We start from the raw sequence: 25,183 nt of genomic DNA on the forward strand, positions 1-25,183 counted from the left end.
CGTCGCTGCTACACTAGGCGCCATCTTTGGGGAGTAGCCTGCTTCCACCCCCGGAAGCGCCCGTATCAACACACTCGGCGCACGACGTGCACCGTGGTACGGGCAGCCAGTCCAGGTTGGCGAGACCATCGACATGCCGGTGCCAGCGGGTCGGGCGCACCGTCGTGTCGTGGCCGCATCCGCCCGACCCCGCTGGCCCGCATGAACGCCGTTTCGGTCGTGCTCCTCGCTCTCGCCATGTCCACCGACGCCTTCGCCGCGGCGATCGGCAAGGGCGCCGTGCTGCAGCGGCCGCGGTGGCGCGAGGCCCTGCGCATCGGCCTCATCTTCGGCTGCATCGAGGCGGTGACGCCGGTGATCGGCTGGGCCATCGGCGCTGCCGCGGCCAGCTACATCACCGCCTTCGACCACTGGATCGCGTTCGGCCTGCTGGGCGTGCTGGGCGCGCGCATGATCCACGCGGGACTGCGCGACGACGGCCTGGTCGAGCGCCCGGTGCGGCATGGATTCTGGGCGATCGCCGCGACCGGCTTCGCCACCAGCATCGACGCCATGGCCGTGGGCGCCAGCCTCGCCTTCCTCGAAGTGCCCATCCTCCCGGTGGCGCTGACGGTGGGGGCGACAACGCTGCTGATGGTGACCCTGGGCATCATGCTCGGCCGCCTGGTCGGCGCGATGATCGGCCGCCGCGCGGAGGTGATCGGCGGGATCGTCCTCATCGGCATCGGCGCGTTCATCCTCTACGAGCACCTCAGCGGCGCGGCGTAGGGCTGGCTCGAGGAGTGCGTGGAGAGGAGCGGGAAACGAGTGCGGGTGATCGCGCTTCCTCTCGTTTCTCGCTTTTCCATCTCTCACCTCCCGCTGCCCAGGCTCCTTCCCCCGCCTGCGGGGGAAGGCCGGGATGGGGGTGAGCGCGCGTAGCGCGCTGCCTGGGGAGCGGGTCGAGAGGAGCGGGACGCGGGCGCGGCCTGCCTCGCCTGCTCCTGAGGCCCGCTCCGCCTTCGCCTTGCGCAGGCAACAAAAAACCCGCTCGGTGAGCGGGTTTCTCGTTCTGCGCCGGGACCGTTGCCGATCCCGATGCGATGTTGGTGCCCAGGAGAGGACTCGAACCTCCACGTTCTCGCGAACGCTAGCACCTGAAGCTAGTGCGTCTACCAATTCCGCCACCTGGGCAGTGACTTCTCGCCGGAGCGAGCCGCGCAATTTACGCCTGGTGCGCGGGCCTGTCAACGGACTTTTCGCGGATCCGTGCGCGGACGCCGCGACGCGCCCAACCGGCGCTCACGAAGCGACGTGTACCATCCTGCGCATGACGAAACCCACCAGGCGCGGCGACAAGGGCCGCGCGAACAAACTGCCGGGCTGGCTGCCCGAGCCCCTCCAACCCGCACCCGCCGAGGGCGAGCGCCCGCGCAAGGGCAAGAAGGCCGACGGCGGCCCTGGCGCCAAGGCCGCACCCGCCAAGGCGGGAGGCCGGACCAAGAAGCCGCGCACCCTCGAGGCCACGGGCGCCGTGGGCGCGCCGCCGCGGCAGGAGCGCGCCGATCCGCATGCCGAGCGCGAGGCCGCCCGCTACGAGAACCCCATCGCCAGTCGCGAGGTCATCCTCGGCGTCCTCGGCGACGCCGACGGCCCGCTCACCGCCGAGCAGCTCGCGCACACCCTGGGCCTGACCGCGCCGGACCGCTTCGTCGCCCTCAGCCGCCGGCTGGGCGCGATGCTGCGCGACGGCCAGCTGATCGCCAACCGCCGCGGCGGCTACGCGGTGGCGCGGCGTCTCGACCTCGTCCCGGGCACGGTCATCGCCAACCCGGAGGGCTTCGGTTTCCTCCGCACCGACGCGGGCGGCGACGACCTGTTCCTGCCGCCGGCCGAGCTGCGCAAGGTCATGCATGGCGACCGCGTGCTGGCGAGCGTCACCGGCGTCGACCGCCGCGGGCGCCGCGAGGGCGCGATCGTGGAGGTGCTGGAGCGCCGCACGACGCGCCTGATCGGCCGCTACCAGGAGGAAGGCGGCATCGGCTTCGTGGCTCCCGACGACCGCCGCATGCTGCACAACGTGATGATCCCGCCGGACGCGCGCGGCGGCGCGCGCGCCGGCCAGCTCGTGGTCTGCGAGATCGTGCAGCCGCAGGCGGGCATGCGGCCCCCGTTCGGCCGCGTGCTCAGCGTGCTCGGCGACCGGCTGACGCCGTCGCTGGTGGTCACCACCGCCATCCACGGCCACGAGCTGCCGCACGAGTTCCCGCCGGAGGTGCTGGCCGAGGCCGCGCGCGTACCGGTGGAGGTGCCCGCCGAGGACGCCGCCGGCCGCGTCGACCTGCGCGACGTACCGCTGGTCACCATCGACGGCGAGGACGCCAAGGACTTCGACGACGCGGTGTGGTGCGAACCCAACCGCCAGGGCTTCCGCCTGATCGTCGCCATCGCCGACGTCTCGCACTACGTCAAGCCGGGCACGCCGCTCGACGACGAGGCGGTCAAGCGCGCGACGTCGGTGTACTTCCCCGGCTTCGTGGTCCCGATGCTGCCGGAGACGCTGTCCAACGGCATCTGCTCGCTGAAGCCGGACGTGGACCGCATGTGCTTCGTCTGCGACATGCAGATCGACCGCGAGGGCAATGTCCGCGGCTCGAAGTTCTACGAGGCGGTGATGCGCTCGCATGCGCGCCTCACCTACACGCAGGTGTGGAACGCGGTCGGCGACGGCGTGCTCGATGCCGACCGCGAGGACGCGCTCGGCCGCATCGGCGGCCTGCTGCCGCAGGTCCAGCGCCTGCACCAGCTCTACCACGTGCTCGCCAAGGCGCGGCAGAAGCGCGGCGCGATCGAGTTCGAGTCCTCCGAGACCCGCTTCGTGATCGGGCCGGCCGGCGAGGTCGTGCAGGCCGGCATGCTCCAGCGCAACGACGCCCACAAGCTGATCGAGGAGTGCATGATCGCGGCGAACGTCGAGGCCGCGAAGCACCTGCTGGCGGCGCAGATCCCCGCGCCGTTCCGCATCCACGACCGCCCGCCGGAGCAGAAGTACGAGGACCTGCTCGAGTTCCTGCAGGAGTTCGGGCTCAAGATGCCGTCGTGGAACAAGGTGCAGCCGCGCGACTTCACTGCGCTGCTGAAGAAGGTGCGCGAGCGGCCGGACGCGGCCCTGATCGAATCGGTGCTGCTGCGCAGCCAGAGCCTGGCGGTGTACTCGGCGGAGAACGTCGGCCACTTCGGGCTCGCGCTCGAGGCCTATGCGCACTTCACCTCGCCGATCCGCCGCTATCCCGACCTGCTGGTGCACCGCGCGATCAAGTACGCCCTCGGCGGCGGCCGCCCGCCGGGCTACCTCTACAGCGACAACGACATGGTCGCGCTGGCGCTGCAGTGCTCGGAGCGCGAGCGTCGCGCCACCGAGGCCGAGCGCGAGGTCGACGAGCGCTTCCGCGCGGCGTGGATGGAGCAGCACGTCGGCGGGCAGTTCGCCGGCACCATCAGCGGCGTGACCTCGTTCGGCCTGTTCGTCGAGCTCGACGACTCCAAGGTCAACGGGCTGGTGCACGTCACCCAGTTGCCGCGCGACTACTACCACTTCGACCCGATCCGGAAGATGCTCTCCGGCGAGCGTCGGGGCACCGCGTTCCGGCTGGGCGACCGCGTGCACATCCAGGTGCTGCGCGCGAGCGTGGAGGACCGCAAGATCGACTTCAGGCTGATCGAGGAGCGCGACGAACCCGTCGCGAAGCAGGGGCGCAGGAAGAAGGACCGCGCATGAGCAGTGGGACCAGCTGGGTCGTCGGCATCAACGCCGTCGCCTCGGCCATCGAGAACGACGCCGCGCACGTGCGCGAAGTGCTGGTCGAGGCCGGCGCCAGGAATCCGCGCGTGGCGGCGCTCGAACGGGAGGCGCAGGATCTCGGCATCGCCGTGCGCCGGGTGTCCGCGCAGGCGCTGGACGGCATCAGCGGCGGCGCGCGGCACCAGGGCGCCGCCGCGCGTTACGAGGCGGCGCGGACCTGGGACGAGCGCGAGCTGCCGGAGCTGGTCGAGGCGGCCGCGGGGCGGGCGCTGGTGCTGGTGCTGGACGGCGTGCAGGATCCGCACAACCTCGGCGCCTGCCTGCGCAGCGCGGCGGCGGCGGGCGTGACCGCCGTGGTGATCCCGAAGGACCGCTCGGCGCCGGTGAACGCCACCGTGCGCAAGACCGCGTCGGGCGCCGCGGACCGCATCCCCGTGGTCCGTGTCACCAATCTCGCGCGGACCCTGCGCACGCTCAAGGACGCCGGCGTCTGGGTCTACGGGCTGGCGGGCGAGGGCGATGCCTCGCTCTACGGCCTGGATCTCAAGGGCAACGTCGCGCTGGTGATGGGCGGCGAGGGCGAGGGCCTGCGCCGGCTCACCCGCGAACACTGCGACGGGCTGGTGCGCATCCCGATGCCGGGCGAGATGGAGAGCCTCAACGTGTCGGTCGCCGCGGGCGTGGCCCTGTTCGAGGCGGTGCGGCAGCGGGCGGCCTGATCGCGGGCGGCACGCCGGCCGCGCAAGGGAACGAGAGCAGCGGACGGAGGAGTCGGAGATGGCGGAACAACTGCAGTGGTTCGACTGGCTGGGGCTCGGCGGCGTCGCCGGCATCCTCGTGGCTCAGCTGCTGTTGCAGATCGGGGCCTGGCGCGGCGACCGGCTGAGCTTCCAGGCCATCAACCTGGTCGGTGCGCTCTGCACCCTGTTCAGCCTGGTCTACACGCTGAACCTCACCGCCTTCATCGCCCTTCCGCTCGCCTGGGCGGTGATCAGCGGCGTCGGCATCTACCTCAACCTCGGCCGCCGCCGCGTACGCCCCGTGCCGGCCCCCACCGCGCGGGAGCCGGCACCGTCGTCCGTCGAGCCCACGCGGCGGGACGAGGTGAAGGGCGAGGGCGGGAGGCCGCCGTTTTGAGGTGAAGCGGGCGCTGGATGAAGCGGGAAGGGTGAGGCGGGAATCGGGAATCGGGACCTGGGGGGCGGGAAAGGCGGGAACCGGGAACTGGCCTCGGACGCTTCAGGTCCCGATTCCCAGTTCCCAATTCCCGCCTCTGGATTCCAGCTCCCGATTCCGTTCCCGTGCTCTCAGCCGCCCCTACGGCAACCCCGCCGTCGAGCGCGCCTCCAGGCCCTTGAGCCATTCCTCGTCCGAGCCTTCCTCGATGCCCTCGAACAGGAAGGTCGAGAGGTAGCGTTCGCCGGTGTCGGGGATGGTGGCGAGGATGACGGTTCCCGGCGCGGCGTCGCGCGCGATCTCCAGCGCGGCGGCGAAGGTGGCGCCCGACGAGATGCCGCAGAAGATGCCCTCCTTCTGCGCGAGGGCGCGTGCGGTGTCGCGGGCGAGGACGTCGTCCACGGGCACGATGCGGTCGAAGACCGTGCGGTCCAGCACCTCGGGCAGGAAGTCCGGCGTCCAGCCCTGGATCTTGTGCGGCTTCCACTCGTTGCCGGACAGCAGTGCCGCCCCCGCAGGCTCGGTCACCGCGATCTTCAGGTCCGGCCGCGCGGCCTTGAGCACGCGGCCCGCGCCGGAGATGGTGCCGCCGGTGCCGTAGCCGGAGACGAACCAGTCCAGCCGCCGGCGGGCGAAGTCCTGCAGGATCTCCGGGCCGGTGGTCGCCGCGTGGAAGCGCGGGTTGGCCGGATTGGCGAACTGGTTGGCGAGGAAGGCGCCGTGCTTCTCCGCGAACGCCTTCGCGGCCCGCACCATGCCGGTGCCGCGCTCGGCGGCCGGGGTGAGGACGACCCTGGCGCCCAGCGCACGCATGAGCTTGCGGCGCTCCACCGAGAAGGTCTCGGTCATGAAGGCGACGAAGGGATAGCCGCGGGCGGCGGCGATGCCGGCCAGCGCGATGCCGGTGTTGCCCGACGTCGCCTCGACGATGGTCTGGCCGGGCTTCAGCGCGCCGCTGGCCTCCGCGTCCAGGACGATCGCCAGCGCCAGGCGGTCCTTCACCGACGACAGCGGATTGAAGTACTCCAGCTTCGCGTACATCTCCACGCCCTCGGGCGCGAGACGGTTGATGCGGACGATGGGGGTGTTGCCGACCGTTCCGAGGATGGAATCGTGGATCATCGCAGGCTCCTTCGCGTGGCGGCGCACGGGGCGGGGAGCCCGAGTCTGCGACCGCGCTCCGCCGGGCGGCAAGCCGGTGCCTGGGATACAGCGATCAGCCGGCGGGCGCGGGCACCGGGGCGGGCTGCAGCAGCAGGGCGCGGCTCATCGCCTGCCAGCGGTTGTGGACGGCGCAGAACAGCTCCGCGGTGCGCTCGACGTCGTAGACCGCCGAGTGCGCCTCGCTGGCGTTCCACTCCAGGCCCGCAGCCTGCACCGCCCGGCTGAGGACGGTCTGTCCGTAGGCGAGACCGGCCAGGGTGACGGTGTCGAACACGCTGAACGGGTGGAAGGGGCTGCGCTTGTGGCCGGTACGGCGGATGGCGGCGTTGAGCACGCCGATGTCGAAGTGGGCGTTGTGCCCGACCAGGATGGCGCGTTGGCAGCCGTGCTTCTTCACCGCGGCACGGAGGGGCGCGAAGATGAGGTCGAGCGCCTCCTTCTCCGGCTTGGCGTCGCGGAAGGGATGCGTGGGGTCGATGCCCGTGATCTCGAGCGACTTCGGGTCGAGCTCCGCGCCGGGGAAGGCCTCGACGTGCGTCGTCACCGTCGGTCCCGGGACCAGGTCCCCGCGGGCGTCCAGGTCGATCGGCACGGCGGCGATCTCGAGCAGGGCGTGCCGCTCGGGGTCGAAGCCGCCCGTCTCCACGTCGACGACGACGGGCAGGAAGCCACGGAAACGCGCCGCCATCGAGCGCGTCGGGGAGGTCTCGGTCATGCGGCGAGAATAGCACCGGGCCCGCGTGCCGCCGCCGTCGCGGCGGCCGGCGCGCAGCGGCGGTTCACCCGCCCGAGGTGCGGTCGAGCTTGGTCCGTTCCTGCCGCGGCGCCTCGCCGTGCACCACGTACCAGATGTTCTCGGCGATGTTGGTCGCGTGGTCGCCGATGCGCTCGATGTTCTTGGCCACGAACAGCAGGTGGATCGACGAGGAGATCATCCTCGGATCCTCGGCCATGTAGGTCAGCAGCTCGCGGAACAGCGCCGTGTACAGCGCGTCGAGCTCGGCGTCGCGCGCGCGCACGGCGGCGGCGACGTCGGCGTCCCGGTCGCGGTAGGCCTGCAGCACCTGCTCGAGCATCTCGATGGCGATCTCGGCCAGCGGGCCGAGGCCGCGCGCCTGCGGCGGCGGCGGGGTGAAGCCGAGGGCGACGGAGCGCTTGGCGACGTTGGCGGCGTAGTCGCCCACGCGCTCGATCGCCGATGCGATGCGCAGCGCCGCCAGGATCTCGCGGAGGTCGCGCGCCATCGGACCGTGCAGGGCCAACTGCACCACGTCCTCGCTGACCACCCGCTCGAGCTCGTCGATGTCGACGTCGCGGGCGATCACGCTCTCGGCGCTCGTCGCGTCGCGCCGCTGCAGCGCGACCATGGCCTCGCGCAGCTGCTCGATGGCGATCTCGCCCATGCGCACGATCTCGTCGGTGAGTCGTGCCAGTTCGTTGTCGTGGCTCTTCAAGATGTGCTCCTGGCCCATCGGGGCGCTCCCGCGGTCAGCCGAAACGGCCCGTGATGTAGTCCTCGGTCTGCTGCTTCGCCGGACGACTGAAGAGTACGTCGGTGGGGCCGTGCTCGACCAGCTCGCCCAGGTACATGAAGGCGGTGTAGTCGGAGCAGCGCGCGGCCTGCTGCATGTTGTGGGTGACGATGGCGATGGTGTAGTCGCTCTTGAGCTCGGCGACGAGCTGTTCGATCTTGCCGGTCGCGATCGGGTCGAGCGCCGAGGTCGGTTCGTCGAACAGGATCACCTCCGGCCGCAGCGCCACCGCGCGCGCGATGCACAGGCGCTGCTGCTGGCCGCCGGACAGGCCCAGCGCGCTGCGCTTGAGCTTGTCCTTCACCTCGGGCCACAGCGCGGCCTGGTTCAGGGCCTGCTCGACGCGGTCGTCCAGCTCGCTGCGCTTGAGCTTCTCGTGGTGCTTCAGGCCGTAGGCGACGTTGTCGTAGATCGACATCGGGAACGGCACCGGCTTCTGGAACACCATGCCGACCTTGGAGCGCAGCCGGTTGAGCGGGTAGCGCGGGTCGAGGATGTTCTCGCCGTCGAGCAGGATCTCGCCTTCGGCGCGCTGGCCGGGGTAGATCGAGTAGATGCGGTTGAAGATGCGCAGCAGGGTCGACTTGCCGCAGCCGGACGGGCCGATCAGCGCGGTCACGCGCTTCTCCGGGATCGCCAGGTCGATGGTCTTGAGCGCTTGGAAGTCGCCGTAGTGGAAGGTGAGGCCGCGCGCGACCAGCTTGTCGCGGGTCTCGGCCTGCTCGCTCCTGCCCGGCAGCGCGCCGGCCATCGAGAGTCGGGTGTCCAGGGCGGGTTTCCGGTCGGATTCGGTCACGGGGAAGCGTTCGCTGTCAGTCGTTGGGGACGCGGTTGCGCAGCAGGATCAGGCGCGCGCAGAGGGACAGCAGCAGGACGAAGACGGTCACCACGAAGGCGCCGGCCCAGGCCAGCTGGTTCCAGGAATGGAAGGGGCTCATGGCGTACTGGAAGATCACCATGGGCACGTTCGCCATCGGCGCCATCAGGTCGGTGCTCCAGAACTGGTTGCTGTAGGCGGTGAACAGCAGCGGCGCGGTCTCGCCGGAGATGCGGGCCAGCGCCAGCAGCACGCCGGTGACGATGCCGGACATGGAGCCACGGTAGAGCACCTGCACGATGACTTTCCACTGCGGCACGCCGAGCGAGAGCGCGGCCTCGCGCATCTGGGTCGGGACCAGGCGCAGCATCTCGTCGGTGGTGCGCACGATCACCGGCAGCGCGATGAAGGCCAGCGCGATGGCGCCGGCCAGCGCGGAGAAGTGGCCCATCTGCAGCACCACGATGGTGTACACGAACAGGCCCAGCACGATCGACGGCGCCGACAGCAGGATGTCGTTGACGAAGCGGATCGCCGCGCCGAGCTTGCGGTAGTTCGCGTACTCGGCGAGATAGGTGCCCGCGGCCACGCCGATGGGCGCGCCCAGCAGGATCGCCAGGGCGCAGATCACCGCGCTGCCGAAGAAGGCGTTGAGCAGGCCGCCGCGCTCGTTCGGCGGCGGCGTCATCATCGTGAAGAGGTCGGCGTTCATCGCGCCCAGCCCCTTCGTCAGCGTGGTCCACAGGATCCACAGCAGGAAGAACAGGCCGAAGATCGCCGCGGCGACCGACAGCACCATCGCCACGGCGTTGACCAGCCGGCGGCGGCGGTAGAGCTTCTCGGCGTAGGCGCTCATCAGCGGCCCTCCCGGCGCTGCAGGCGCATCAGCATGAGCTTGGCGATCGACAGCACGATGAAGGTCAGCGCGAACAGGACGAAGCCGAGCGCGAGCAGGGTGGAGCGGTGCAGCGGGTCGACGGCCTCGGCGAACTCGTTGGCGATGGTCGCGGCGATGGACGTGCCCGGCTCCAGCAGCGAGGGCGAGATGCGGTAGGCGTTGCCGATGACGAAGGTCACCGCCATGGTCTCGCCGAGCGCGCGGCCCAGGCCCAGGAAGATGCCGCCGATCACCGCCGACTTCGTGTAGGGCAGGACCACGTCCCAGACCACCTCCCAGGTGGTCGAGCCGAGCGCGTAGGAGGACTCCTTGAGGCGGGTCGGGACGGTCAGGAACACCTCGCGCATCACCGAGGCGATGAAGGGGATCACCATCACCGCCAGCACCAGGCCGGCGGTGAGCATGCCGATGCCGAGCGGCGGGCCGCTGAACAGCAGGCCGATGCCGGGCACCTGGCCCAGCGAGTCGTTGATCCAGGGGTAGACGGTGCGCGACAGCACCGGCGCGAGCACGAACAGGCCCCACATGCCGTAGATGATCGACGGGATGCCGGCGAGCAGCTCGATCGCGGTCCCGACCGGGGTGCGCATCCACGGCGGCGCGACCTCGGTGAGGAAGATGGCGATGCCGAAGCTGACCGGCACCGCGATGACCATGGCGATGCCCGCCGACACCAGGGTGCCGAAGATGGGCACCAGCGCGCCGAACTCGCGCAGGGCGACGTTCCACTCGGCGGTGGTCAGGAACGCCCAGCCGAAGGTCGCGAACGCGTCGCGGCCGCCCCAGGCCATGGACAGCGCCGCGGCGACCAGCGAGACCAGGACGAACAGGCCCGCGGCCGTGAACATCGCGCGGAACAGGCGATCGTTGCGGGTGTCGGCGCGGTCGCGCAGCGCGCGTTGCGGGTCCGGCGTGACGACGGCGAGTTCGGGCTGAGTGGCCAAGGCGAGGAGGTCCCCGGATGTGCCGCGCCGCGGTGGCGGCTGGGTAACGGTCGTGTGCCGGCGGCGTCGTCGACGCCGCCGGCGCGGATGCGCTGCGTCAGCGCGAGACGGTCTCGGCCCAGTAGGCCTCGATCTGCTGCACCAGCTCATCCGGCAGCGGGACGTAGTCGAGCGCTTCCGCCTGGGCGTCGCCGTTGGCGTAGACCCAGGTGAAGAAGTCGAGCACGGCGCGCCCGCGGGCGGCGTCGCGCGGCTGCTTGTGGACCAGGATGAAGTTGGTCGCCGCGATCGGCCAGGACTGCTCGCCCGGCGCGTCGGTCATCACCAGGTGGAAGTCCTGCGCGTTCGCCCAGTCGGCGCTGGCGGCGGCAGCCTGGAAGCTCTCGCTGTTGGGCTCGACGAAGTTGCCGGCGCGGTTCTGCAGCGCGGTGTGGCTCATCTGGTTCTGCAGCGCGTAGGACAGCTCGACGTAGCCGATGCTGCCGCGCACCTGCTGCACGTAGGCCGCCACGCCCTCGTTGCCCTTGCCGCCGATGCCGGTCGGCCAGCGCACGCTGGTGCCTTCGCCCACCGAGGACTGCCAATCCGGGCTGACCTTGGAGAGGTAGTTCGCGAAGTTGAAGGTGGTGCCCGAGCCGTCCGAGCGGTGGACCACGGTGATGCGGCCGGCCGGGATCTGCACGCCCGGGTTGATCTCGGCGATGCGCGCGTCGCCCCAGTCGGTGATGCGGCCGAGGAAGATGTCGGCGAGGACCGCGCCGGTCAGCCTGAGCTGGCCCGGGGTGATGCCGTCGAGGTTGACGACAGGCACCACGCCGCCGATGACCGACGGGAACTGGGCGAGGCCCGCGGCTTCGAGCTCGTCGGGCGGCAGCGGCGCGTCCGAGGAACCGAAGTCGACGGTGCCCGCCTTGATCTGGGCGATGCCGCCGCCCGAGCCGATCGACTGGTAGTTCACGCGGCTGCCGGTCGCGGCGGCGTAGTCGCTCGACCACCGCGACATGACCGGGAAGACGAAGGAGGCGCCGGCGCCGGTGATCTGGGCGGTGACGCGGTCGCCGGTCGCGGCGTCCGCTGCGGGCGCGCCACCGGGCGCCGTGCCAGGGGTCGGCGCGCCGTCGTTGCCGGAGCAGGCCGTGACGGCCACCGCGGCGACGAGGGCGATCAGGGCGTGGCGAAGCGGGGCATGCGAAGCGGATGCGGGCATGGAACACTCCTGGAGGGTCGGCGGTGCGGCCGGGGCGGACACAGCGCGTCCCGGAAGGATCGCGGTATGAGAAAACAGTTGCATGACAACTATGTGACAGTGCCGTCCGGCCGCGGACGGGCTGTCATTTTCCGGTCATGGGGGCAGGGCTCAGGGCTCAGGGCGCAGGGCTGGGCGTACATGCGGATCGTGCGGAAAGGGTAGCGCGTCCGACACACGCCGCGCCCACCCTCCCAGCCCCAAGCCCCAAGCCCCAAGCCCCTAAGCCCCTAAGCCCCTAAGCCCCTAAGCCCCTAAGCCCAGAGCCCAGAGCCCAGAGCCCAGAGCCCAGAGCCCAGGGCCCAGGGCCCAGGGCCCAGGGGCCCAGCCCGCTCTCACCAATGGAACTGCGCCCGGGCCTCCACGATGTTCGGGGCGTCGTCGATCCCGGCGCGGCGGCTGTCCACGGCGACGTAGTTCAACATCAGCTTGAAGTTGGACCGGAGGTACCAGTTCACGCCCGCGGTGACGGCGTCGAAGGCGCCGCCGCGCACGGCGCCGTCGTCGAGGTCGATGCGGTCGTAGCGCAGGCCGAGCTGCCACAGGCCGCGCGCGGGCGCGTCGGGCTCGGGCGTGCTGGGCACGCCGTTGCGGTAGCTCCAGGTCTCGCCGGTGAGATTCCACAGGCCGCTGACGTACCAGCTGTCGCCGTCGAAGTCGTCGCCGTCGATGCCGTCCACGCGGGCCCGCATGTACTCCGCCTGCAGCTTGAACGGGCCGTGCACATACATGGACTCCAGGCCGAACGTCCGGATGTGGTCCGCCGCCAGTTCGCCGGTATCCACCAGCCGGGCGCCGGCGAGGTCCGCCTGCGGACGCGCGCGCAGGCGGATGACGTCGCCGGGCGCCTGGAACCGCACCGCGGAGACGCCGAGGTGGAGGATGTGGCCGGTGGCGTTCATGGGCGCCCAGGTGAAGCGCGCGCCGTAGCCGTTGCCCTCGGCCTGGTCCCGCGTGAGCTCGCGCCCGAACGCGCTCGCGGTGAGGGTCCACGCATCGCCCGAGGTGTCGTAGGCCACGCCCAGGCGGCGCGCGACGCCGAAGGTGTTGGTGGCGGCGGCCTTGGAGATGAAGTCGTTGTGCCGCGTGCTGGACAGCTCTTCCAGGCTGTTGGGCTGCTTGTACTGGCCGATGCGCAGGCCGCCGTCGCCGATGCGCCAGCGGATGTTGTTGTCGAGGAACCTGTCGGCCTTGGCGTCGTAGCCGAGCACCCAGCCGTGGTTCGCCGCCTCGCCCTTGAGCACCAGCTCGGCGCGGCGCAGCTCGTAGTCCTTGTTCCTGCCGTTGTCGCCCGAGGCGAGGTCGAGCACGTCGCTGTCGTACCAGTTGGCGTCCGCCTGGAGGAGGCCCTCGAAGGCGATCTCAGTGCCGCCGATCGTGTCGATGACGACCGCGGCGTGGGCGGGGGCGTCCGCGACGGCGAGAGCCAGCACGGCAACGGCGAAGGCGGGGCGGCGGAACATGGGCGGGGCCTGTGTGGTGGCGGGTTGGAGGCGAAATTGCTGCTGGAGAATGACTGCTACATGACAACCTGCCGGAATATTTCTTGAATGTGACCAGCTGCGGGCCGGCATGCCACATTCCGGCGCGACGGCCGCTGGCGGAGGACGCGGTTGTCAGTGCATCGTCATGGAAGCGACATCTGCTGCCCGCAGCCTCGTCGCCAGCAACCAGGACTGTTCCGCATGAGCAGCGAAAGCGTCGCCGTCGATGCCGCCCTCAGGGATTGGATCGTGGCCCAGGTGCAGGCCGGGGCAACGCCGGAGGCGGTCGTCGCCCCGCTGATCGAGCGTGGCTGGCCGGAGCAGGTGGCCATCGACGCGGTGGAGCGGGTCGTGCGCGACTTCCTCGCCGAGCATGCGCGCGCCAACGCCCTGCCCGTGCCCGTCCCGGTTCCCGTGCCGCTGGGCGACGGCGCGAGCACGGTCGAGGTCGAGGGCCGCCGCATCGAAGTGATCGCGAGCATGCGCCACCCACGGGTCGTCGTGTTCGGCAACGTGCTCGACGACGAGGAGTGCGAGGCCCTCATCGAGCTGGCGCGTCCGCGCCTGCGCCGGTCCGCGGTGGTCAACGCCGAGACCGGCGAGGACGAGATCCACGAGGCCAGGACCAGCCAGAGCGTCGGCCTGGTGCGGGGGCAGACCCCGCTGTGCGAGCGCATCGAGCGCCGCATCGCCACGCTCCTGCAGTGGCCCTACGGGCATGGCGAGGGACTGATGCTGCTGCGCTACGGTCCGGGCGCCGAGTATCGGCCGCACTACGACTACTTCGACCCGGAACGGCCCGGGAACGCGGGCATCCTCGCCCGCGGTGGCCAGCGTGTCGCCTCCCTCGTCATGTACCTCAACACGCCTGCACGCGGCGGCGCGACGACCTTCCCCGACGTCGGCGTCGAGGTCGCCGCGATCAAGGGCAACGCGGTCTTCTTCAGCTACGACCGCCCCCACCCCATGACCCGCAGCCTGCACGGCGGTGCGCCTGTCCTGGAAGGGGAGAAGTGGGTCGCGACCAAGTGGCTGCGCGAGCGGCACCACGAGTGACGCGAGGCGTGAGGCATGAGGAGTGAGAACGAGCAGGCGCGCGACTGCCAGGCTCGTCCCTCGCTCCGTATCCACCCGCGCGTCAGCCCTGCCAACTCCCCCGCGGACAGCGGGGGAGGGTTGGGGAGGGAGTGCTCTGGGCAGGAGTGAGTGAGGAGGAGTGGGAACCGGGAGGAAGTGCGACTGCTTGCTCTCGTTCCTCACGTCTCGCCACTCACGTCTCGGGCAGTGCTCACCCCATCCCCGCTTTCTCCGCAGGGGGAGGAAGGAGCCGGTCGTGCGGGCGTGGAGGCTCTCCCCCATGGCGTCGTGGGTGCAGGCGAAGTGCCGCGAGCGCCCTCCCCCGCGAACAGCGGGGGAGGGTTGGGGAGGGGGCGCTCTCGGCGGGAGTGAGCGAGGAGGAGTGAGAGCCGGGAGGAAGTGCGATTGCTCGCCCTCGTTCCTCACTTCTCCTCGCTCACTCCTGTCAACAAGCGCCCTTCATGTGTCCGCACATGCCCGGCGGGGCCGGGGGCGAAGCCGAGGAGTTCCAGGGCGAGCCGGTTGCCGGTGTCGGTGGGGGTCGCGACGGCCTCGGCGAGATAGCTGCCGTCGGCGCGCAGGCGCAGGGTCAGCTGCTGCAGCGGTGCCGGGGCGGTTTCGGGCCGGAGGACGGCTTCCGCGTCGCCGCCGGCGCAGCGCAGGTCGCCGATCAGGCGCAGGGCCGCGGGAGGGAGGGTGGCGACGTCGAGCGCCATGCGTCCGCCGGCCTCGGCGCAGCCGCCGTCGGCGAAGCGCAGCGTCGCCCGGTCGAAATGGACTTCGCCGCCGCGGCCGAGCCCGGGATCGAGCAGGACCAGCGGCAGCGTGCCGGACAGCGCATGGACCCCGTCGCGGCGGATCTCGGCGCGCAGGGCTTCGCCGGCCACGCGGAACCGGCCGCGCGCGAGCGACCACGGGGAGGCGGCGACGTCCAGGTCGCCGACCGGGACGCCCCCGAGGCGGACGCCATCGAGCCGGCCGCGCCAGACGCTGCCGCCGACCGCCTGCGCGGAGATGCCGGCGGGCAGCCCGCCGGCCAGCGCCAGACCGAGGCGCAGCGGCAGGAAGAGGGCCAGCGCGATGGCGAAGGCCGCGGCGAAGAGCAGGGCGAGGCGTCGGGCGCTCATGGCGCGAGCCCGATCCGCAGCTCACCGGCCACGCCCTGCGTCTCGCGACGGAGCGCGAAGCCCGCCACGCGCACGCCGCGCGTCCGCAGGCCGTCGAGGGCGGCCGCGAGCGGGCCCGACGGCTGGGGCGGCAGCAGGAGGACCAGTTCGTCCCCGGCGACTTCCTCGCCGCTCAGCAGGACGCCCTCCGCCGCCAGGGTCTCGGTCGCGGCCGCGCGCGCGGCATCGCCGCTCAACGGCGTGGGCAGCGCGTCCAGCATCGCGGCCAGGGCCTCGACGTCCTCCAGGTGTGCGAGCGCCTGGGTGCGCGCGGCTTCGGTGCGGGTCTCCAGCGCGAGCAGGGGCAGGCGGACGCCATACCAGGCGACGAAGGCAGCGACCAGTACGAGCATGACGGCGACCATGGCGCGCTCGCGTCGGGCGAGGCCGTCCCACCAGGCGCGAAGGGCGGTCACGCGTGCGTTCATGGCTGGCTCCGCAGGTCGAATGCAAGGACGGGGCGGCCCGCGTGCGCGGGGGCGTCCGCCCGAAGCGCGAGCACGCCCTGCGCTTCGAGCGCGGCGCGCAGGCGCTCGTCGTCGCCCGGCCCGGTGCCGGCGAAGCTCGCACGCAGCACGCCGTCCGGTCCCAGCTGCGCCGCGACCAGCTCGGCGGCCGGCGCCGCGCTCGCGGCATCGGCCAGGGCGTCGAGCAGCAGGGTGGCCGAACCCGCCTGCTCCAGCGTCGCCCGGTGACGGCGCAGGGCGAGGGCCGGGTCCGCCGGCGGCGTGCCGAGGAGGGCCGCGGCGCGTTCGCGCGCCATGGCGTCCAGCCGGCGCGCCTCGCGCAGATCGGCGAAGGCGGTCGCCAGCGACAGGGCCACGGGCGAGAGCGCCAGCAGCGCCGCGAGCGCCGCCAGCCGGCGCAGTCCCGGGCGCGGAGCGGTGGCCGCCGGTGCGAAGGCGCCCTGGCGCAGGTCGAGCATGGCCGTGGCCGTGCCCGCGGCGAGCAGCGCCAGGGCCGGCCCGCCGGCCAGCGGCGCCGGGGCAGGGTCGCCCAGCACGCGGGCCGCGAGCGCGGGTTCGGCCGCGAAGGCGAGGTCGTTGCCGCGCACCCGCCAGGTCCCGTCCAGCGCCACCACGGTCGGAGGCGCGTCCGCGTCCGGTACGGGCAGCAGCAGGGCGTCGGGCACCACCGCGTCCGGCACGACGCCGAGTTCCGCGGCGCGGGCCAGCGCCGCGTCCAGGCAGGCCGCCTCCATGGCGGCGACCCGCCACGCCCCGTCCCCGGCCGGTGCGACCGCGACGTGCAGGCGCGCCGGGGCGACCGCGAGGCGCTCCGGCAGCAGCAGGGCCGCGGCTGCGCGCGCCTGGGCGGCGGTGCGCGCGGCCAGGTCGAGCCGATGCAGGGCGATGTCCGTCGTGGGCAGGGCCAGCACGGTCCGCGGCGCCTCCGGCAGCGGCGCGTCGCCCACGTGCCCGTGGTCGAGCAGGGTGCCGGCCGCGTCGGCACGCAGCCAGCGCGTCGGCGCGTCCTGGGTCGCGGGGAGCAGGATCAGGCGGGTCGGAGTCATTCGTCGGGGGTCCAGCGTCGGGCCAGCAGGCGCACGCGGCCGCCGGCATCGTGTTCGAAGAGCGCCGTCAGCACCGCCTCGGCGTCCATGACCTCCACCTCGGCGTGCAGCGCGAAGTAGCGGCTGCGCAGCGAGACCTGGTCGAGCACCGGCAGCGCCGCGAGCTGCGGCAGGCTCCAGAAGCTGGCGAAGTCGCGCCAGCCGTCGCGCGGCCGCCGCGCCAGCACCGCGCGCGCCTCCTCCACGCCGAGCGCGCCCTCGGTGAGCATCACCAGGATCAGGGCGTCGTCCTCGCCCAGGGTGTTGACGTTGACCGGCGACAGCGCCGTCGTGGGCAGGGCGCAGACGTGCCGGCGCAGGCGCGCGTAGAGCGCGGCGTCCATGCCCTCGAGCGCGCGCAGTTCGCTGGGCTCGGCGAGCAGGGTGTTGCCGGGCAGGTAGCCGCGGGCGGCGTAGGCCGTGTCCTCGGCACCGAAGGGCTCGGGCCGCGCGTCGCTGTCGATCCAGTCCACCAGCGCGTCCGCCAGCGCCTGCGCCCGCCGTGGTTCGACCTCCAGGGCCGCGAGCAGGGCGAGGAACTGGCGCACGCCCTGGTCGCGCCGCCGCAGCATCTCGCCTGCGCCCTCCACCACGCTGTTGAGGTTGAAGCAGGCGGTGGCGTCGCGCACGCGGGCGCGGATCAGGCCGCCTTCGATGGGGAAGGCCAAGGGGCGGTCGTTCCAGTCCCCGGTCAGGGTGGTGCGCTGGCCGTCGCGCCGGCCGAGCCGCTCGATCTGCGCGCGCGCCAGCGTCTCCGCGCCCAGGGCGTACCACTGCGCCTGGGCCATGCCCTGGGCGTTGGCCGCGCGGCGCAGGCCGAAGCGGATGTCGTCGAGCATGCCGACCGCGATCGCGGTCATCACCGCGACCAGCAGCAGCACGGTGAGCAGGGCGACGCCGCGTTCGCGCCTCATGGCGCGGTCCCCGCCACGAGGAAGGACTGGCTCACGGTGCCGAGATCCTCGAGTTCGAGGTCGAGCCGGATCGCATCGGGAAGGTCCTGGATGCCGCCGGGCCAGCCGTCGTTCCAGCGGCCGTGGACGTGGAAGTGCACGCGCGCGCTGCGCACGCCGGCGATCAGCACCTGGCCGCGGTCGGCGGCCGCGCCGTCGAGTGCGCGACGCGTGCGGCGCTCCAGGCGGTCGCCGTCCAGGTGGTAGCTGACGTACTCCACCGAGGCGCGTGCCTCGTGGTCGGGATTGGCGTGGCCGCGGCGCGCGAAGGCGAGCAGGGTGCGGCCGCCGTCCTCGGCGCCGGCCTCCAGCGCGCGCCGCGCCGGGCGCCCGTCCGGTGCGCGCACGCGGCGCACGGCGGCCTGCGACAGGTCGTTGCGGAGCAGGGCGTGCGTGCGCTGCAGCTCGCCGATGCGGTCCATGTGGGTGCGCAGCGCGCCGCGGTTGTCGGCGGCGTAGGCCATGAGCCCGACGCCGGCGGCGGCGAGCAGGGCGAAGATCGCCACCGCCACCAGCATCTCGACCAGGGTGAAGCCCTTCATGCGCCGCGGCTCCGGAACACCACGCGTTCGGCCGCCACCGTCCCGGCGGCGTCGGCCGCCTCCACCCGGATCTCGACCCGCAGGATCGCGGCGTCGGCGGTGTCGGCCACCTCGCGCGTCCAGCGCCAGGCACGCCCGGCGAGCAGTTCCTCGCCGGCGCGCGCCGCCCGCAGCGTGCGCTCGTCCAGCACCACGGCCTCGACCGCGCGGTTCTCCGCGACGATCCCGGCCAGGGCGCGCACCTCCACCGCGTGCGCGGTGCGGGTGTTCTCGCCGGCGAGGTTGAGCAGGGCCAGGACGGTGAGGCTGAACACGGCGAGCGCGACCAGCATCTCGATCAGGGTGAAACCGCGCTCAGCGCGCATGGCCGCCGATCTCCACCCGGCCCATGCCGTCCACCGCCACCCGCAGGCGTTCGTCGTCGCGGACCAGCGTCACCGCCGCGGGTTCGGTGGCGCCGGTGGGATCGAACGCGATGCGCAGGGCATCGCGCCCCGGGCCCAGGTCGGCTCGGGTGTCGCCGCGCCAGCGCGCGGGGAGGAAGGGACGCGCCTCCAGCGGGCTCCAGTCGCCGAAGCGGCGTGCGGCGAAGCGGTAGCCTTCGGCGTCGATCAGCATCGCCACGCTGCGGTTGCCGAGGATGGCCTCCTCGCGCACGCGCGCGAGCTGCAGGCCCAGCCGCTCGGCGTCGTCGCCCAGGGTGTCGTCGCGCGGCCCGAGCAGCAGCACGGCGGTCCCGACCAGCCCCAGGATCGCGAGCACGACCAGCAGCTCCGTCAGGGTGAAGCCGCGCGCGCCGCGCTCAGTTCCAGTTGCCGATGTCGGCGTCATTGCCTTCGCCGCCCTCGCGCCCGTCGGCGCCGAAGGAGTAGATGTCGAACGCGCCGTGCCGGCCCGGCTGGCGGTACTGGTAGGGGTTGCCCCACGGATCCGCCGGCAGACGGCGGATGTAGCCGCCCGGCCGGTAGCGGTCTGGGCGCGCGAGTCCCGCCGGCGGGCGCAGCAGCGCGTCCAGGCCGGCGTCGTTCGGCGGGTAGGCGAAGGTGTCGAGGCGGTAGCTCTCCACCGCCTGTTCGAGCACGGCGATGTCGGCCCGGGCCTTCTCGATCATGGCGCGGTCCTGGCTCGGCAGGACGTTGATCATCACCACCGTGGCGAGCAGGCCGAGGATGACGATGACCACCATCAGTTCGACCAGGGTGAAGCCGCGGGCGCGGCGGACGGGCGTGGGACGGGACATGGCAGGCGACCTGATCAGCGGAGGACGAGCGTGTTGAACTGGAGGATGGGCAGCAGGATGGAGAGCACGATCACCGCGATCGCGCCGCCGAGCACGATGATGATCGCGGGCTCCAGCAGGCTCAGCAGGACCGAGACGAAGGTGTTGAACTCGCGCTCGAGGTAGTCGGCCGCGCGCTCCAGCATGGGCGCCAGGCGTCCGCTCTCCTCGCCGCTGGACGTCATGTACAGGAGCGTCGGCGGGAACACGCCGGCACGGTGCATGGCCGAGGACAGGCTGCCGCCCTCGCGGATCGCCGCGACCATGTCCTCGGTGGCGCCGCGCAGCACGCGGTTGCCGACGGTGCGGGCGGTGATCGCCAGGCCCTCCATCATCGGCAGGCCGCCGGCGAGCATCACCGCGAGGGTGCGCGCGAGCTGGGCGGCGTGGACCTCGCGCAGCAGCCGCCCGACGAAGGGCAGCGCCAGCAGCAGGCGGTCGGCGCGCAGGCGCAGCGCGGGATTGCGGAGCGCACGGGCGGCGGCGAGCGCGCCGGCCACCAGCACGACGCCCGCCGGCAGCGCCCATGTCGCCATCAGGTCGGACACGCCGATGACCAGCCGCGTCAGGAACGGAAGCTCCCGGCCCATGGAGTCGAACTGCTCGACCACCCTGGGCACCACGAACACCATCAGCGCGGCGATGACCGCGACCGCGACCACGGCGAGCGCGACAGGGTAGACCAGGGCGGTGGCGAGCCTCGAGCGCACCTGGCGCTGGCGTTCGAGCAGGTCGGCGAGCCGCTCGAGGATGTCCGGCAGCGCGCCCGAGCTTTCGCCGGCCGCGATCATCGCGCGGTAGAGCGGTGGGAAGGCGCGCGGCTCGGCCGCCATGGCCTCCGAGAGCCGGTGGCCCTCGACCAGGCGCGCATGCGTGGCCTGCAGCACGCGGCGGGTGGCGGGCCGGTCGGTCTGCGCGGCGATCTGGCGCAGCGCCTCCTCCAGCGGTCCGACCGCGGCCAGCGTCGCCAGCTGGCGCGTCACCATCACCAGCTCGCCGGTGCCGAAGCGGCCGCCGAACAGGCGCCGCCCGCCCGTCGCGGGGCGCGCCGCTGCCGGCGCGAGCCGCACCGGAAGCAGGTCGCGCCGCTGCAGGCGCGCGCGCGCCTCGGCTTCGTCCGGCGCCTCCACCAGGCCGGCGCGGCTGCGTCCGGCGAGGTCCAGCGCCTCGTAGTCAAACCGCGGCATGCGGACCGCCCTCCTGACGGATGACGCGCAGCGCCTCCTCGACGCTGGTCTCGCCGCGGGCGACGAGATCGGCCGCCGCCGCGGCGAGATCCGGACCGGCCGCGAAGGCGGCGGCGGCCAGCGCCGTCTCGTCGGCGTTGGCGCCGATCAGGCGGCGCAGGGTCTCGTCGACCTGGACCACCTCGTAGACGCCGACCCGCCCGGCGAAGCCGGTCTGGCCGCAGGCCGCGCAGCCGGTCGGGCCGTACAGCGTGCCCGCATGCGCCGGCCCCAGCAGCCGCGCCGATGCGGCGTCGGGCGCGCGCGGGGCGCGGCAGGCCGGGCACAGCCGGCGGACCAGACGCTGGGCGAGGATCAGGCGGACGGTCGAGGCCAGCAGGAAGGGCTCCACGCCCATGTCGCGCAGGCGCGTGATGGCGCCGACAGCGTCGTTGGTGTGCACCGTGGACAGCACGAGGTGGCCGGTGAGGCTGGCCTGCACCGCGATCTGGGCGGTCTCGGCGTCGCGGATCTCGCCGACCATGACCACGTCCGGGTCCTGGCGCAGGATGGCGCGCAGGCCGGCGGCGAAGGTCATGCCGACCTTGGTGTTGACCTGGGTCTGGCCGATGCCCTCGATGGCGTACTCGACCGGATCCTCGACGGTGAGGATGTTGCGGCTGCCGTCCCTGAGCAGGGCCAGGCTGGCGTAGAGCGTGGTGGTCTTGCCGGACCCGGTCGGGCCGGTCACCAGCACGATGCCGTTGGGCTGGGCCAGGGCGCGGCGCAGCGCTGCGAGCACGTCCGGCCGCATGCCGAGTTCGGCGAGTTCCAGCGTTGTCTGGTCCTTGTCGAGCAGGCGCATCACCACCCGTTCGCCGCCGCGCGAGGGCAGGGTGGAGACGCGCACGTCGAGCGCCTTCGCGCCCATGGCCAGGGAGATGCGGCCGTCCTGCGGCAGGCGCTTCTCCGCGATGTCCAGGCGCGCCATCACCTTGATGCGCGAGACCAGCATCGGCGCCAGCCGCGGCGACAGGCTCAGCACCTCGCGCATCACGCCGTCGATGCGGAAGCGCACCACCAGGGCGGTCTCGTAGGACTCGACGTGGATGTCCGAGGCGCCGAGGCGCGCGGCCTCGGCGATCACGCCGTTGATCAGGCGGATGATGGGCGCGTCGTCCTGGCTTTCGAGCAGGTCGGCGGTGGCGGGGATGTCGCCCACCAGGGCGTCCAGCCCGCCCGGCGCGGCCAGCGCCTCGCTCCCGCCGTCGACGGCGAGCGCGCCGCCGGCGTAGACCTCGGACAGGCGCCGGTCGAAGGCCGCCCGCGGCATCGGGACCACCTCCAGCGCTCGTCCCAGGGCGCGGCGCACCTCGAGCAGCGCGCGCGGATCGGCGCCCTCGCGCAGTGCCACGCGGGCGGTGGCGGCCGCCTCCAGCAGGAGCACGCCGTGGCGCTTGGCGAAGCCGTAGGCGAGCGCCGTCGGGGCCATCGTCAGCGGGCCTCCGGCACCGGCGAGAGCGGCACCGCGTCGTCGTGGGGAGCGTCCGGCAGCGAGAGCGGCTCGGCGCCCACCGGCACCGCCGGCGGGGTGGCGCGCAGGTAGTCGCGCATCAGTGCGTCGAGGTCGGCCACGCCGTCGATGCGCTGCTGGCTGCGGATCCAGTCGTAGCGCGGCGCCGTCTCGCGCAGGGCCTCGCGCGCGTTGCGGATGATGGTCGGGCGGATGAACACCATCAGGTTGGTCTGGTTGCGCTGCCGGCCCTTGCTGCGGAACAGCGCGCCCACGCCGGGGATGTCGCCCAGGCCCGGCACCTTGTCGGTGGAGACCCGCTCGTTCTGGTCCAGCAGGCCGCCGAGCACCACGATGTCGCCGTCGTCGACCAGCACCGTCGTCTCGATCTCGCGCTTGTTGAGGATGAGCTCGCCGTAGTTCTCGCTCACCGGGCCGGCGATGGCCGAGACCTCCTGGCGCAGGAACAGGGTGATGCCGCCCCCGCTGTTGATCTGCGGCTTGACCTCGAGCTGGATGCCCACGTCCTGGCGCTGGATGGTGCGGAAGGGGTTGCTGTTGGAGTCGCCCAGCACCTCGCCGGTGGTCAGCGGCACTTCCTGGCCGACCAGGATGCGCGCCTCCTCGTTGTCCAGGGTCAGGATCGACGGCGTGGAGAGCAGGTTGGAGGCGGTGTCGCTCTTGACCGCGTTGATGATCACGCCGAACAGGGTGTCGCCGTTGCGGCCGCCGAAGCCGAGCAGGCCGCCGCTGGTGCCCGCGAGCGACTGCAGCGCGGCCTGGCGCAGGGCCGAGGCGGCGTCGGCGTCGCCGGGGAAGATGTCGTTCGCGGCGGCCGCGCCCGCCAGACCGAGGATGGGCGGCGCGCCGGCGGAGTAGTTGGAGGCGCTGAAGCCCTTGTCGCCGCCGATGGCGTACTGCACGCCGAGGCGCCGCGCGATGTCGTCCGAGACCTCGACCACGATGGCCTCGACCAGCACCTGCTCGCGGCGGGTGTCGAGCTGGCGGATCACCTCCATCAGGGTCCGCTGGGTGTCCGGCGCGGCGTTGATGATCAGTGCGTTGGCGCCGGGGTAGCGGGCGATGACCGCACGGCGCGCGGGGTCGGGCGCCACCACTTCCGCCGCCTCGCCCTGGGCCTGCTGCGCGGCCCCCGGCTGCTGCGGCTGCCCGACGATCTGCTGCAGGACGGGAAGCAACTGCTCGGCGTTGGCGTGCTGCAGACGTACCACGCGCACGTCCCCGGTCGCCTCGGCGCGCTGGTCGAGGTCGGCCACGACCTGCGCCATGCGGCGCACCGTGGCGGCGTCGCCGCGGAGGATCACCGCATTGCTGCTCTCGACCGGGATCACCGTGAGGGTGCCGCCGCCCTCGCGGATGCCGAGCATGCCGTTGACGACCCCGGCGATCTCGCGTGCGCTGCTGTTGCGCAGGCCGACGGTCTCGACCGCGGCGCGGTCGTTGTCGAGCTGGGCGAGCACGTCGCGGACGCGGCGCAGGTTGTCGGCGTAGTCCGCGACCAGCAGGGTGTTGCCCGCCGCGGTCGGCACGACCACGCCGCCGCGGCCGACCAGCGGCTTGATGGTGTCGGCCGCGGTGCGCGCGTCGATGCTGGCCAGGCGGAAGACCTCGGTGCGGAAGCCGGCCTCGCCGCCCAGCACGCCGGGCTGCTGCGCGGCGGTGTCGTCGGGAACGATGCGGTAGGTGCCTGCGCCGGCCGGCACCGCGACCAGGCCGTTGGCGCGCAGCGTAGCGACCAGGATCGCCAGCAGTTCGGAAGGTGGAAGCGGCTCGTTGCTGCTGATGGTCACCGTCCCCTGCACCCGGGGATCGATGATGAAGGTGCTGCCGGTGGCGCGCGCGACGTCTTGGATGAAGGCGCGCACGTCGGCGTTCTGGAGGTTGAGCACGGTGCCGCCCGCGGCGTCCTGCGCCGGTGCGGAGGGCGCCGTGGCGAAGGCGGCGGCGAAGAGCAGCAGGGCGGGAAGGCGGTACGCGTTCAAGGCGTGTCGGGGTCCAGCGTGATGGTGTGGGTCGCGTCGCCGCGACGGATCGTGAGCGTGGCGGCGCCGCGGCCGGCCAGCTCCTGTTCGAGTTCGGCCAGGCGTTCCGGGTCCAGGGTGTTGCCGTTGACCGCGAGCAGCACGTCCCCGGGCTGCAGGCCGGCCGCGCGGAGCAGTCCGCCGTCGCCGCGGGGAATCAGCTCGTAGCCGTCGATGCGGCCGCCCTCGCTGCGCGCGCGCAGGCCGGTCTCGGCGAGCAGGCGCTGCGGATCCACGCCGGCGCGCGACGCCGCGACCGCGGGCGTGCCGGTGGGCAGGGCGGCGGGAACGGGCAAGGGCAGGGCCGCCGTGGCCGGCAGGTCGAGCCGGCGCTCGCCGCCACCGCCGCGCAGCACCACGTGATCGGCAGCGACCCGCGCCAGCACCAGGCCCGGGGCGACCGTGTCGCCCACCGCGTAGGCGCTCTGGCGGCCGTCCGCATCGGCGAGGATGGCGCTGCCGCCGCCGGCCGCGACCCGCACGCCGTGCAGGGTCAGGCCCGTCGGTGCCTGCGCTGCGACGGCCGTGCCTGCGGCCGGGGCGAAGGGGTCGCGCACGCCGTGCGCCGGCGCGGTCGCGGCGAGTGCGGCAGGCGCGGCGCTCCCCACGGGCCCGCCGGGGACCGCGAGCAGCCAGGCCAGGCGCGCCGCCTGCACCGCCAGCAGGGCCACGACGAGGCCTTCCAGCACGGCCGGCCATCGCCCGCGCAGCCGCTCCACGACCGCGCGGGGGCCCTCCGCCACGGCATGCGCGGCAGGCGGGACGTCGGAGCGGGGAAGGGGCATCACGGGCGGCGGGAGGGACGGAATGCAGGAACGGAGAAACGCCGACGACGCCCGGTCCGGGGACCG

General features: G+C 72.9%; 25 protein-coding genes, 1 tRNA gene and 1 riboswitch. Of the genes, 5 read left to right on the top strand and 21 right to left on the bottom strand.

The window, feature by feature from the left end:
- Positions 1–10: 10 nt before the first annotated feature.
- Positions 11–189: riboswitch (yybP-ykoY riboswitch) on the top strand.
- A 12-nt stretch (positions 190–201) separates the two neighbouring features.
- Positions 202–768, top strand: coding sequence for a manganese efflux pump MntP (locus tag ACFO3Q_RS11350; RefSeq protein ID WP_377004815.1), 567 nt, complete (start codon positions 202–204; stop codon positions 766–768).
- Positions 769–1,086: 318 nt separating this feature from the next.
- Here the strand turns inward: ACFO3Q_RS11350 and ACFO3Q_RS11355 are convergent.
- Positions 1,087–1,173: transfer RNA gene (locus ACFO3Q_RS11355), tRNA-Leu, on the bottom strand.
- Positions 1,174–1,309: 136 nt separating this feature from the next.
- On the opposite strand from ACFO3Q_RS11355, the gene rnr reads away from it, so the two are divergent.
- Genes rnr through ACFO3Q_RS11370 form a run of 3 tightly spaced genes read left to right on the top strand, consistent with a single transcriptional unit; the run spans position 1,310 to position 4,918 of the window.
- Positions 1,310–3,757, top strand: coding sequence for a ribonuclease R (gene rnr, locus ACFO3Q_RS11360; RefSeq protein ID WP_377004817.1), 2,448 nt, complete (start codon positions 1,310–1,312; stop codon positions 3,755–3,757).
- Positions 3,754–4,500 carry a 23S rRNA (guanosine(2251)-2'-O)-methyltransferase RlmB gene (gene rlmB / locus ACFO3Q_RS11365; protein WP_377004819.1) on the top strand — a complete coding sequence of 249 codons (747 nt, stop codon included), beginning with the start codon at positions 3,754–3,756 and terminating at the stop codon, positions 4,498–4,500. Before rnr ends, rlmB begins: the two co-directional genes overlap by 4 nt.
- Before the next feature lie 58 nt (positions 4,501–4,558).
- A complete protein-coding gene (locus ACFO3Q_RS11370; protein ID WP_377004821.1) occupies positions 4,559–4,918 on the top strand; it encodes a CBU_0592 family membrane protein in 360 nt (119 codons plus the stop codon).
- A 180-nt stretch (positions 4,919–5,098) separates the two neighbouring features.
- On the opposite strand, the gene cysK is transcribed toward ACFO3Q_RS11370, so the two are convergent.
- The 8 genes from cysK to ACFO3Q_RS11410 all read right to left on the bottom strand — a co-directional run bounded on the left by cysK (position 5,099) and on the right by ACFO3Q_RS11410 (position 13,021).
- On the bottom strand, positions 5,099–6,079 hold the full coding sequence (cysK, locus tag ACFO3Q_RS11375; RefSeq protein WP_377004823.1) for a cysteine synthase A: 981 nt from the start codon (positions 6,077–6,079) through the stop codon (positions 5,099–5,101).
- A 94-nt stretch (positions 6,080–6,173) separates the two neighbouring features.
- Positions 6,174–6,836: a ribonuclease T gene (rnt, locus tag ACFO3Q_RS11380; protein ID WP_377004825.1), complete on the bottom strand. Its 663-nt coding sequence runs from the start codon at positions 6,834–6,836 to the stop codon at positions 6,174–6,176.
- Positions 6,837–6,900: 64 nt separating this feature from the next.
- Positions 6,901–7,593 (bottom strand): phosphate signaling complex protein PhoU, encoded by a 693-nt coding sequence (phoU, locus tag ACFO3Q_RS11385; RefSeq protein WP_377004827.1) that lies wholly within the window; start codon positions 7,591–7,593, stop codon positions 6,901–6,903.
- 16 nt (positions 7,594–7,609) lie between these two features.
- On the bottom strand, positions 7,610–8,404 hold the full coding sequence (gene pstB, locus ACFO3Q_RS11390; protein WP_377004863.1) for a phosphate ABC transporter ATP-binding protein PstB: 795 nt from the start codon (positions 8,402–8,404) through the stop codon (positions 7,610–7,612).
- A gap of 61 nt (positions 8,405–8,465) precedes the next feature.
- A complete protein-coding gene (gene pstA, locus ACFO3Q_RS11395) occupies positions 8,466–9,326 on the bottom strand; it encodes a phosphate ABC transporter permease PstA (protein ID WP_377004829.1) in 861 nt (286 codons plus the stop codon).
- Positions 9,326–10,312, bottom strand: coding sequence for a phosphate ABC transporter permease subunit PstC (gene pstC, locus ACFO3Q_RS11400; RefSeq protein ID WP_377004831.1), 987 nt, complete (start codon positions 10,310–10,312; stop codon positions 9,326–9,328). Before pstC ends, pstA begins: the two co-directional genes overlap by 1 nt.
- Positions 10,313–10,409: 97 nt before the next feature.
- Positions 10,410–11,519, bottom strand: coding sequence for a phosphate ABC transporter substrate-binding protein PstS (pstS, locus tag ACFO3Q_RS11405; protein WP_377004833.1), 1,110 nt, complete (start codon positions 11,517–11,519; stop codon positions 10,410–10,412).
- A gap of 374 nt (positions 11,520–11,893) precedes the next feature.
- Complete coding sequence (locus tag ACFO3Q_RS11410) at positions 11,894–13,021, bottom strand: OprO/OprP family phosphate-selective porin (RefSeq protein ID WP_377004835.1); 1,128 nt, start codon at positions 13,019–13,021, stop codon at positions 11,894–11,896.
- Positions 13,022–13,243: 222 nt separating this feature from the next.
- Here ACFO3Q_RS11410 and ACFO3Q_RS11415 point away from each other — a divergent pair, with 222 nt between their 5' ends.
- Positions 13,244–14,098: a 2OG-Fe(II) oxygenase gene (locus ACFO3Q_RS11415; RefSeq protein ID WP_377004837.1), complete on the top strand. Its 855-nt coding sequence runs from the start codon at positions 13,244–13,246 to the stop codon at positions 14,096–14,098.
- A gap of 443 nt (positions 14,099–14,541) precedes the next feature.
- On the opposite strand, the gene gspN is transcribed toward ACFO3Q_RS11415, so the two are convergent.
- From gspN to ACFO3Q_RS11475, 12 genes are read right to left on the bottom strand one after another with little or no spacing between them, the layout of a single operon-like run.
- Positions 14,542–15,246 carry a type II secretion system protein N gene (gene gspN / locus ACFO3Q_RS11420; RefSeq protein WP_377004839.1) on the bottom strand — a complete coding sequence of 235 codons (705 nt, stop codon included), beginning with the start codon at positions 15,244–15,246 and terminating at the stop codon, positions 14,542–14,544.
- The gene (gspM, locus tag ACFO3Q_RS11425; RefSeq protein WP_377004841.1) at positions 15,243–15,713 is read right to left on the bottom strand and encodes a type II secretion system protein GspM; all 471 of its coding nucleotides are present in this window, start codon (positions 15,711–15,713) and stop codon (positions 15,243–15,245) included. Before gspM ends, gspN begins: the two co-directional genes overlap by 4 nt.
- Complete coding sequence (gene gspL, locus ACFO3Q_RS11430; protein ID WP_377004843.1) at positions 15,710–16,798, bottom strand: type II secretion system protein GspL; 1,089 nt, start codon at positions 16,796–16,798, stop codon at positions 15,710–15,712. The genes gspM and gspL overlap by 4 nt, the downstream gene beginning before the upstream one ends.
- On the bottom strand, positions 16,795–17,751 hold the full coding sequence (gspK, locus tag ACFO3Q_RS11435) for a type II secretion system minor pseudopilin GspK (protein WP_377004845.1): 957 nt from the start codon (positions 17,749–17,751) through the stop codon (positions 16,795–16,797). Before gspK ends, gspL begins: the two co-directional genes overlap by 4 nt.
- Positions 17,748–18,332 (bottom strand): type II secretion system minor pseudopilin GspJ, encoded by a 585-nt coding sequence (gspJ, locus tag ACFO3Q_RS11440; RefSeq protein ID WP_377004847.1) that lies wholly within the window; start codon positions 18,330–18,332, stop codon positions 17,748–17,750. The genes gspK and gspJ overlap by 4 nt, the downstream gene beginning before the upstream one ends.
- Positions 18,329–18,697, bottom strand: a complete 369-nt coding sequence (gene gspI / locus ACFO3Q_RS11445; protein WP_377004849.1) for a type II secretion system minor pseudopilin GspI — start codon at positions 18,695–18,697, stop codon at positions 18,329–18,331. Before gspI ends, gspJ begins: the two co-directional genes overlap by 4 nt.
- Positions 18,687–19,163 carry a GspH/FimT family pseudopilin gene (locus ACFO3Q_RS11450; protein ID WP_377004851.1) on the bottom strand — a complete coding sequence of 159 codons (477 nt, stop codon included), beginning with the start codon at positions 19,161–19,163 and terminating at the stop codon, positions 18,687–18,689. Before ACFO3Q_RS11450 ends, gspI begins: the two co-directional genes overlap by 11 nt.
- Positions 19,135–19,572, bottom strand: a complete 438-nt coding sequence (gspG, locus tag ACFO3Q_RS11455; protein WP_377004853.1) for a type II secretion system major pseudopilin GspG — start codon at positions 19,570–19,572, stop codon at positions 19,135–19,137. The genes ACFO3Q_RS11450 and gspG overlap by 29 nt, the downstream gene beginning before the upstream one ends.
- A 14-nt stretch (positions 19,573–19,586) precedes the next feature.
- Positions 19,587–20,798, bottom strand: coding sequence for a type II secretion system inner membrane protein GspF (gene gspF, locus ACFO3Q_RS11460; RefSeq protein ID WP_377004855.1), 1,212 nt, complete (start codon positions 20,796–20,798; stop codon positions 19,587–19,589).
- On the bottom strand, positions 20,785–22,275 hold the full coding sequence (gene gspE / locus ACFO3Q_RS11465; RefSeq protein WP_377004864.1) for a type II secretion system ATPase GspE: 1,491 nt from the start codon (positions 22,273–22,275) through the stop codon (positions 20,785–20,787). The genes gspF and gspE overlap by 14 nt, the downstream gene beginning before the upstream one ends.
- Positions 22,272–24,293, bottom strand: coding sequence for a type II secretion system secretin GspD (gene gspD, locus ACFO3Q_RS11470; protein ID WP_377004857.1), 2,022 nt, complete (start codon positions 24,291–24,293; stop codon positions 22,272–22,274). Before gspD ends, gspE begins: the two co-directional genes overlap by 4 nt.
- Positions 24,290–25,117: a type II secretion system protein N gene (locus ACFO3Q_RS11475; RefSeq protein ID WP_377004858.1), complete on the bottom strand. Its 828-nt coding sequence runs from the start codon at positions 25,115–25,117 to the stop codon at positions 24,290–24,292. The genes gspD and ACFO3Q_RS11475 overlap by 4 nt, the downstream gene beginning before the upstream one ends.
- Positions 25,118–25,183: the final 66 nt, after the last annotated feature.

Origin of the sequence: Coralloluteibacterium thermophilum, assembly GCF_042654365.1 — a bacterium.
In the GTDB taxonomy this organism is placed as follows: domain Bacteria; phylum Pseudomonadota; class Gammaproteobacteria; order Xanthomonadales; family Xanthomonadaceae; genus Coralloluteibacterium; species Coralloluteibacterium thermophilum.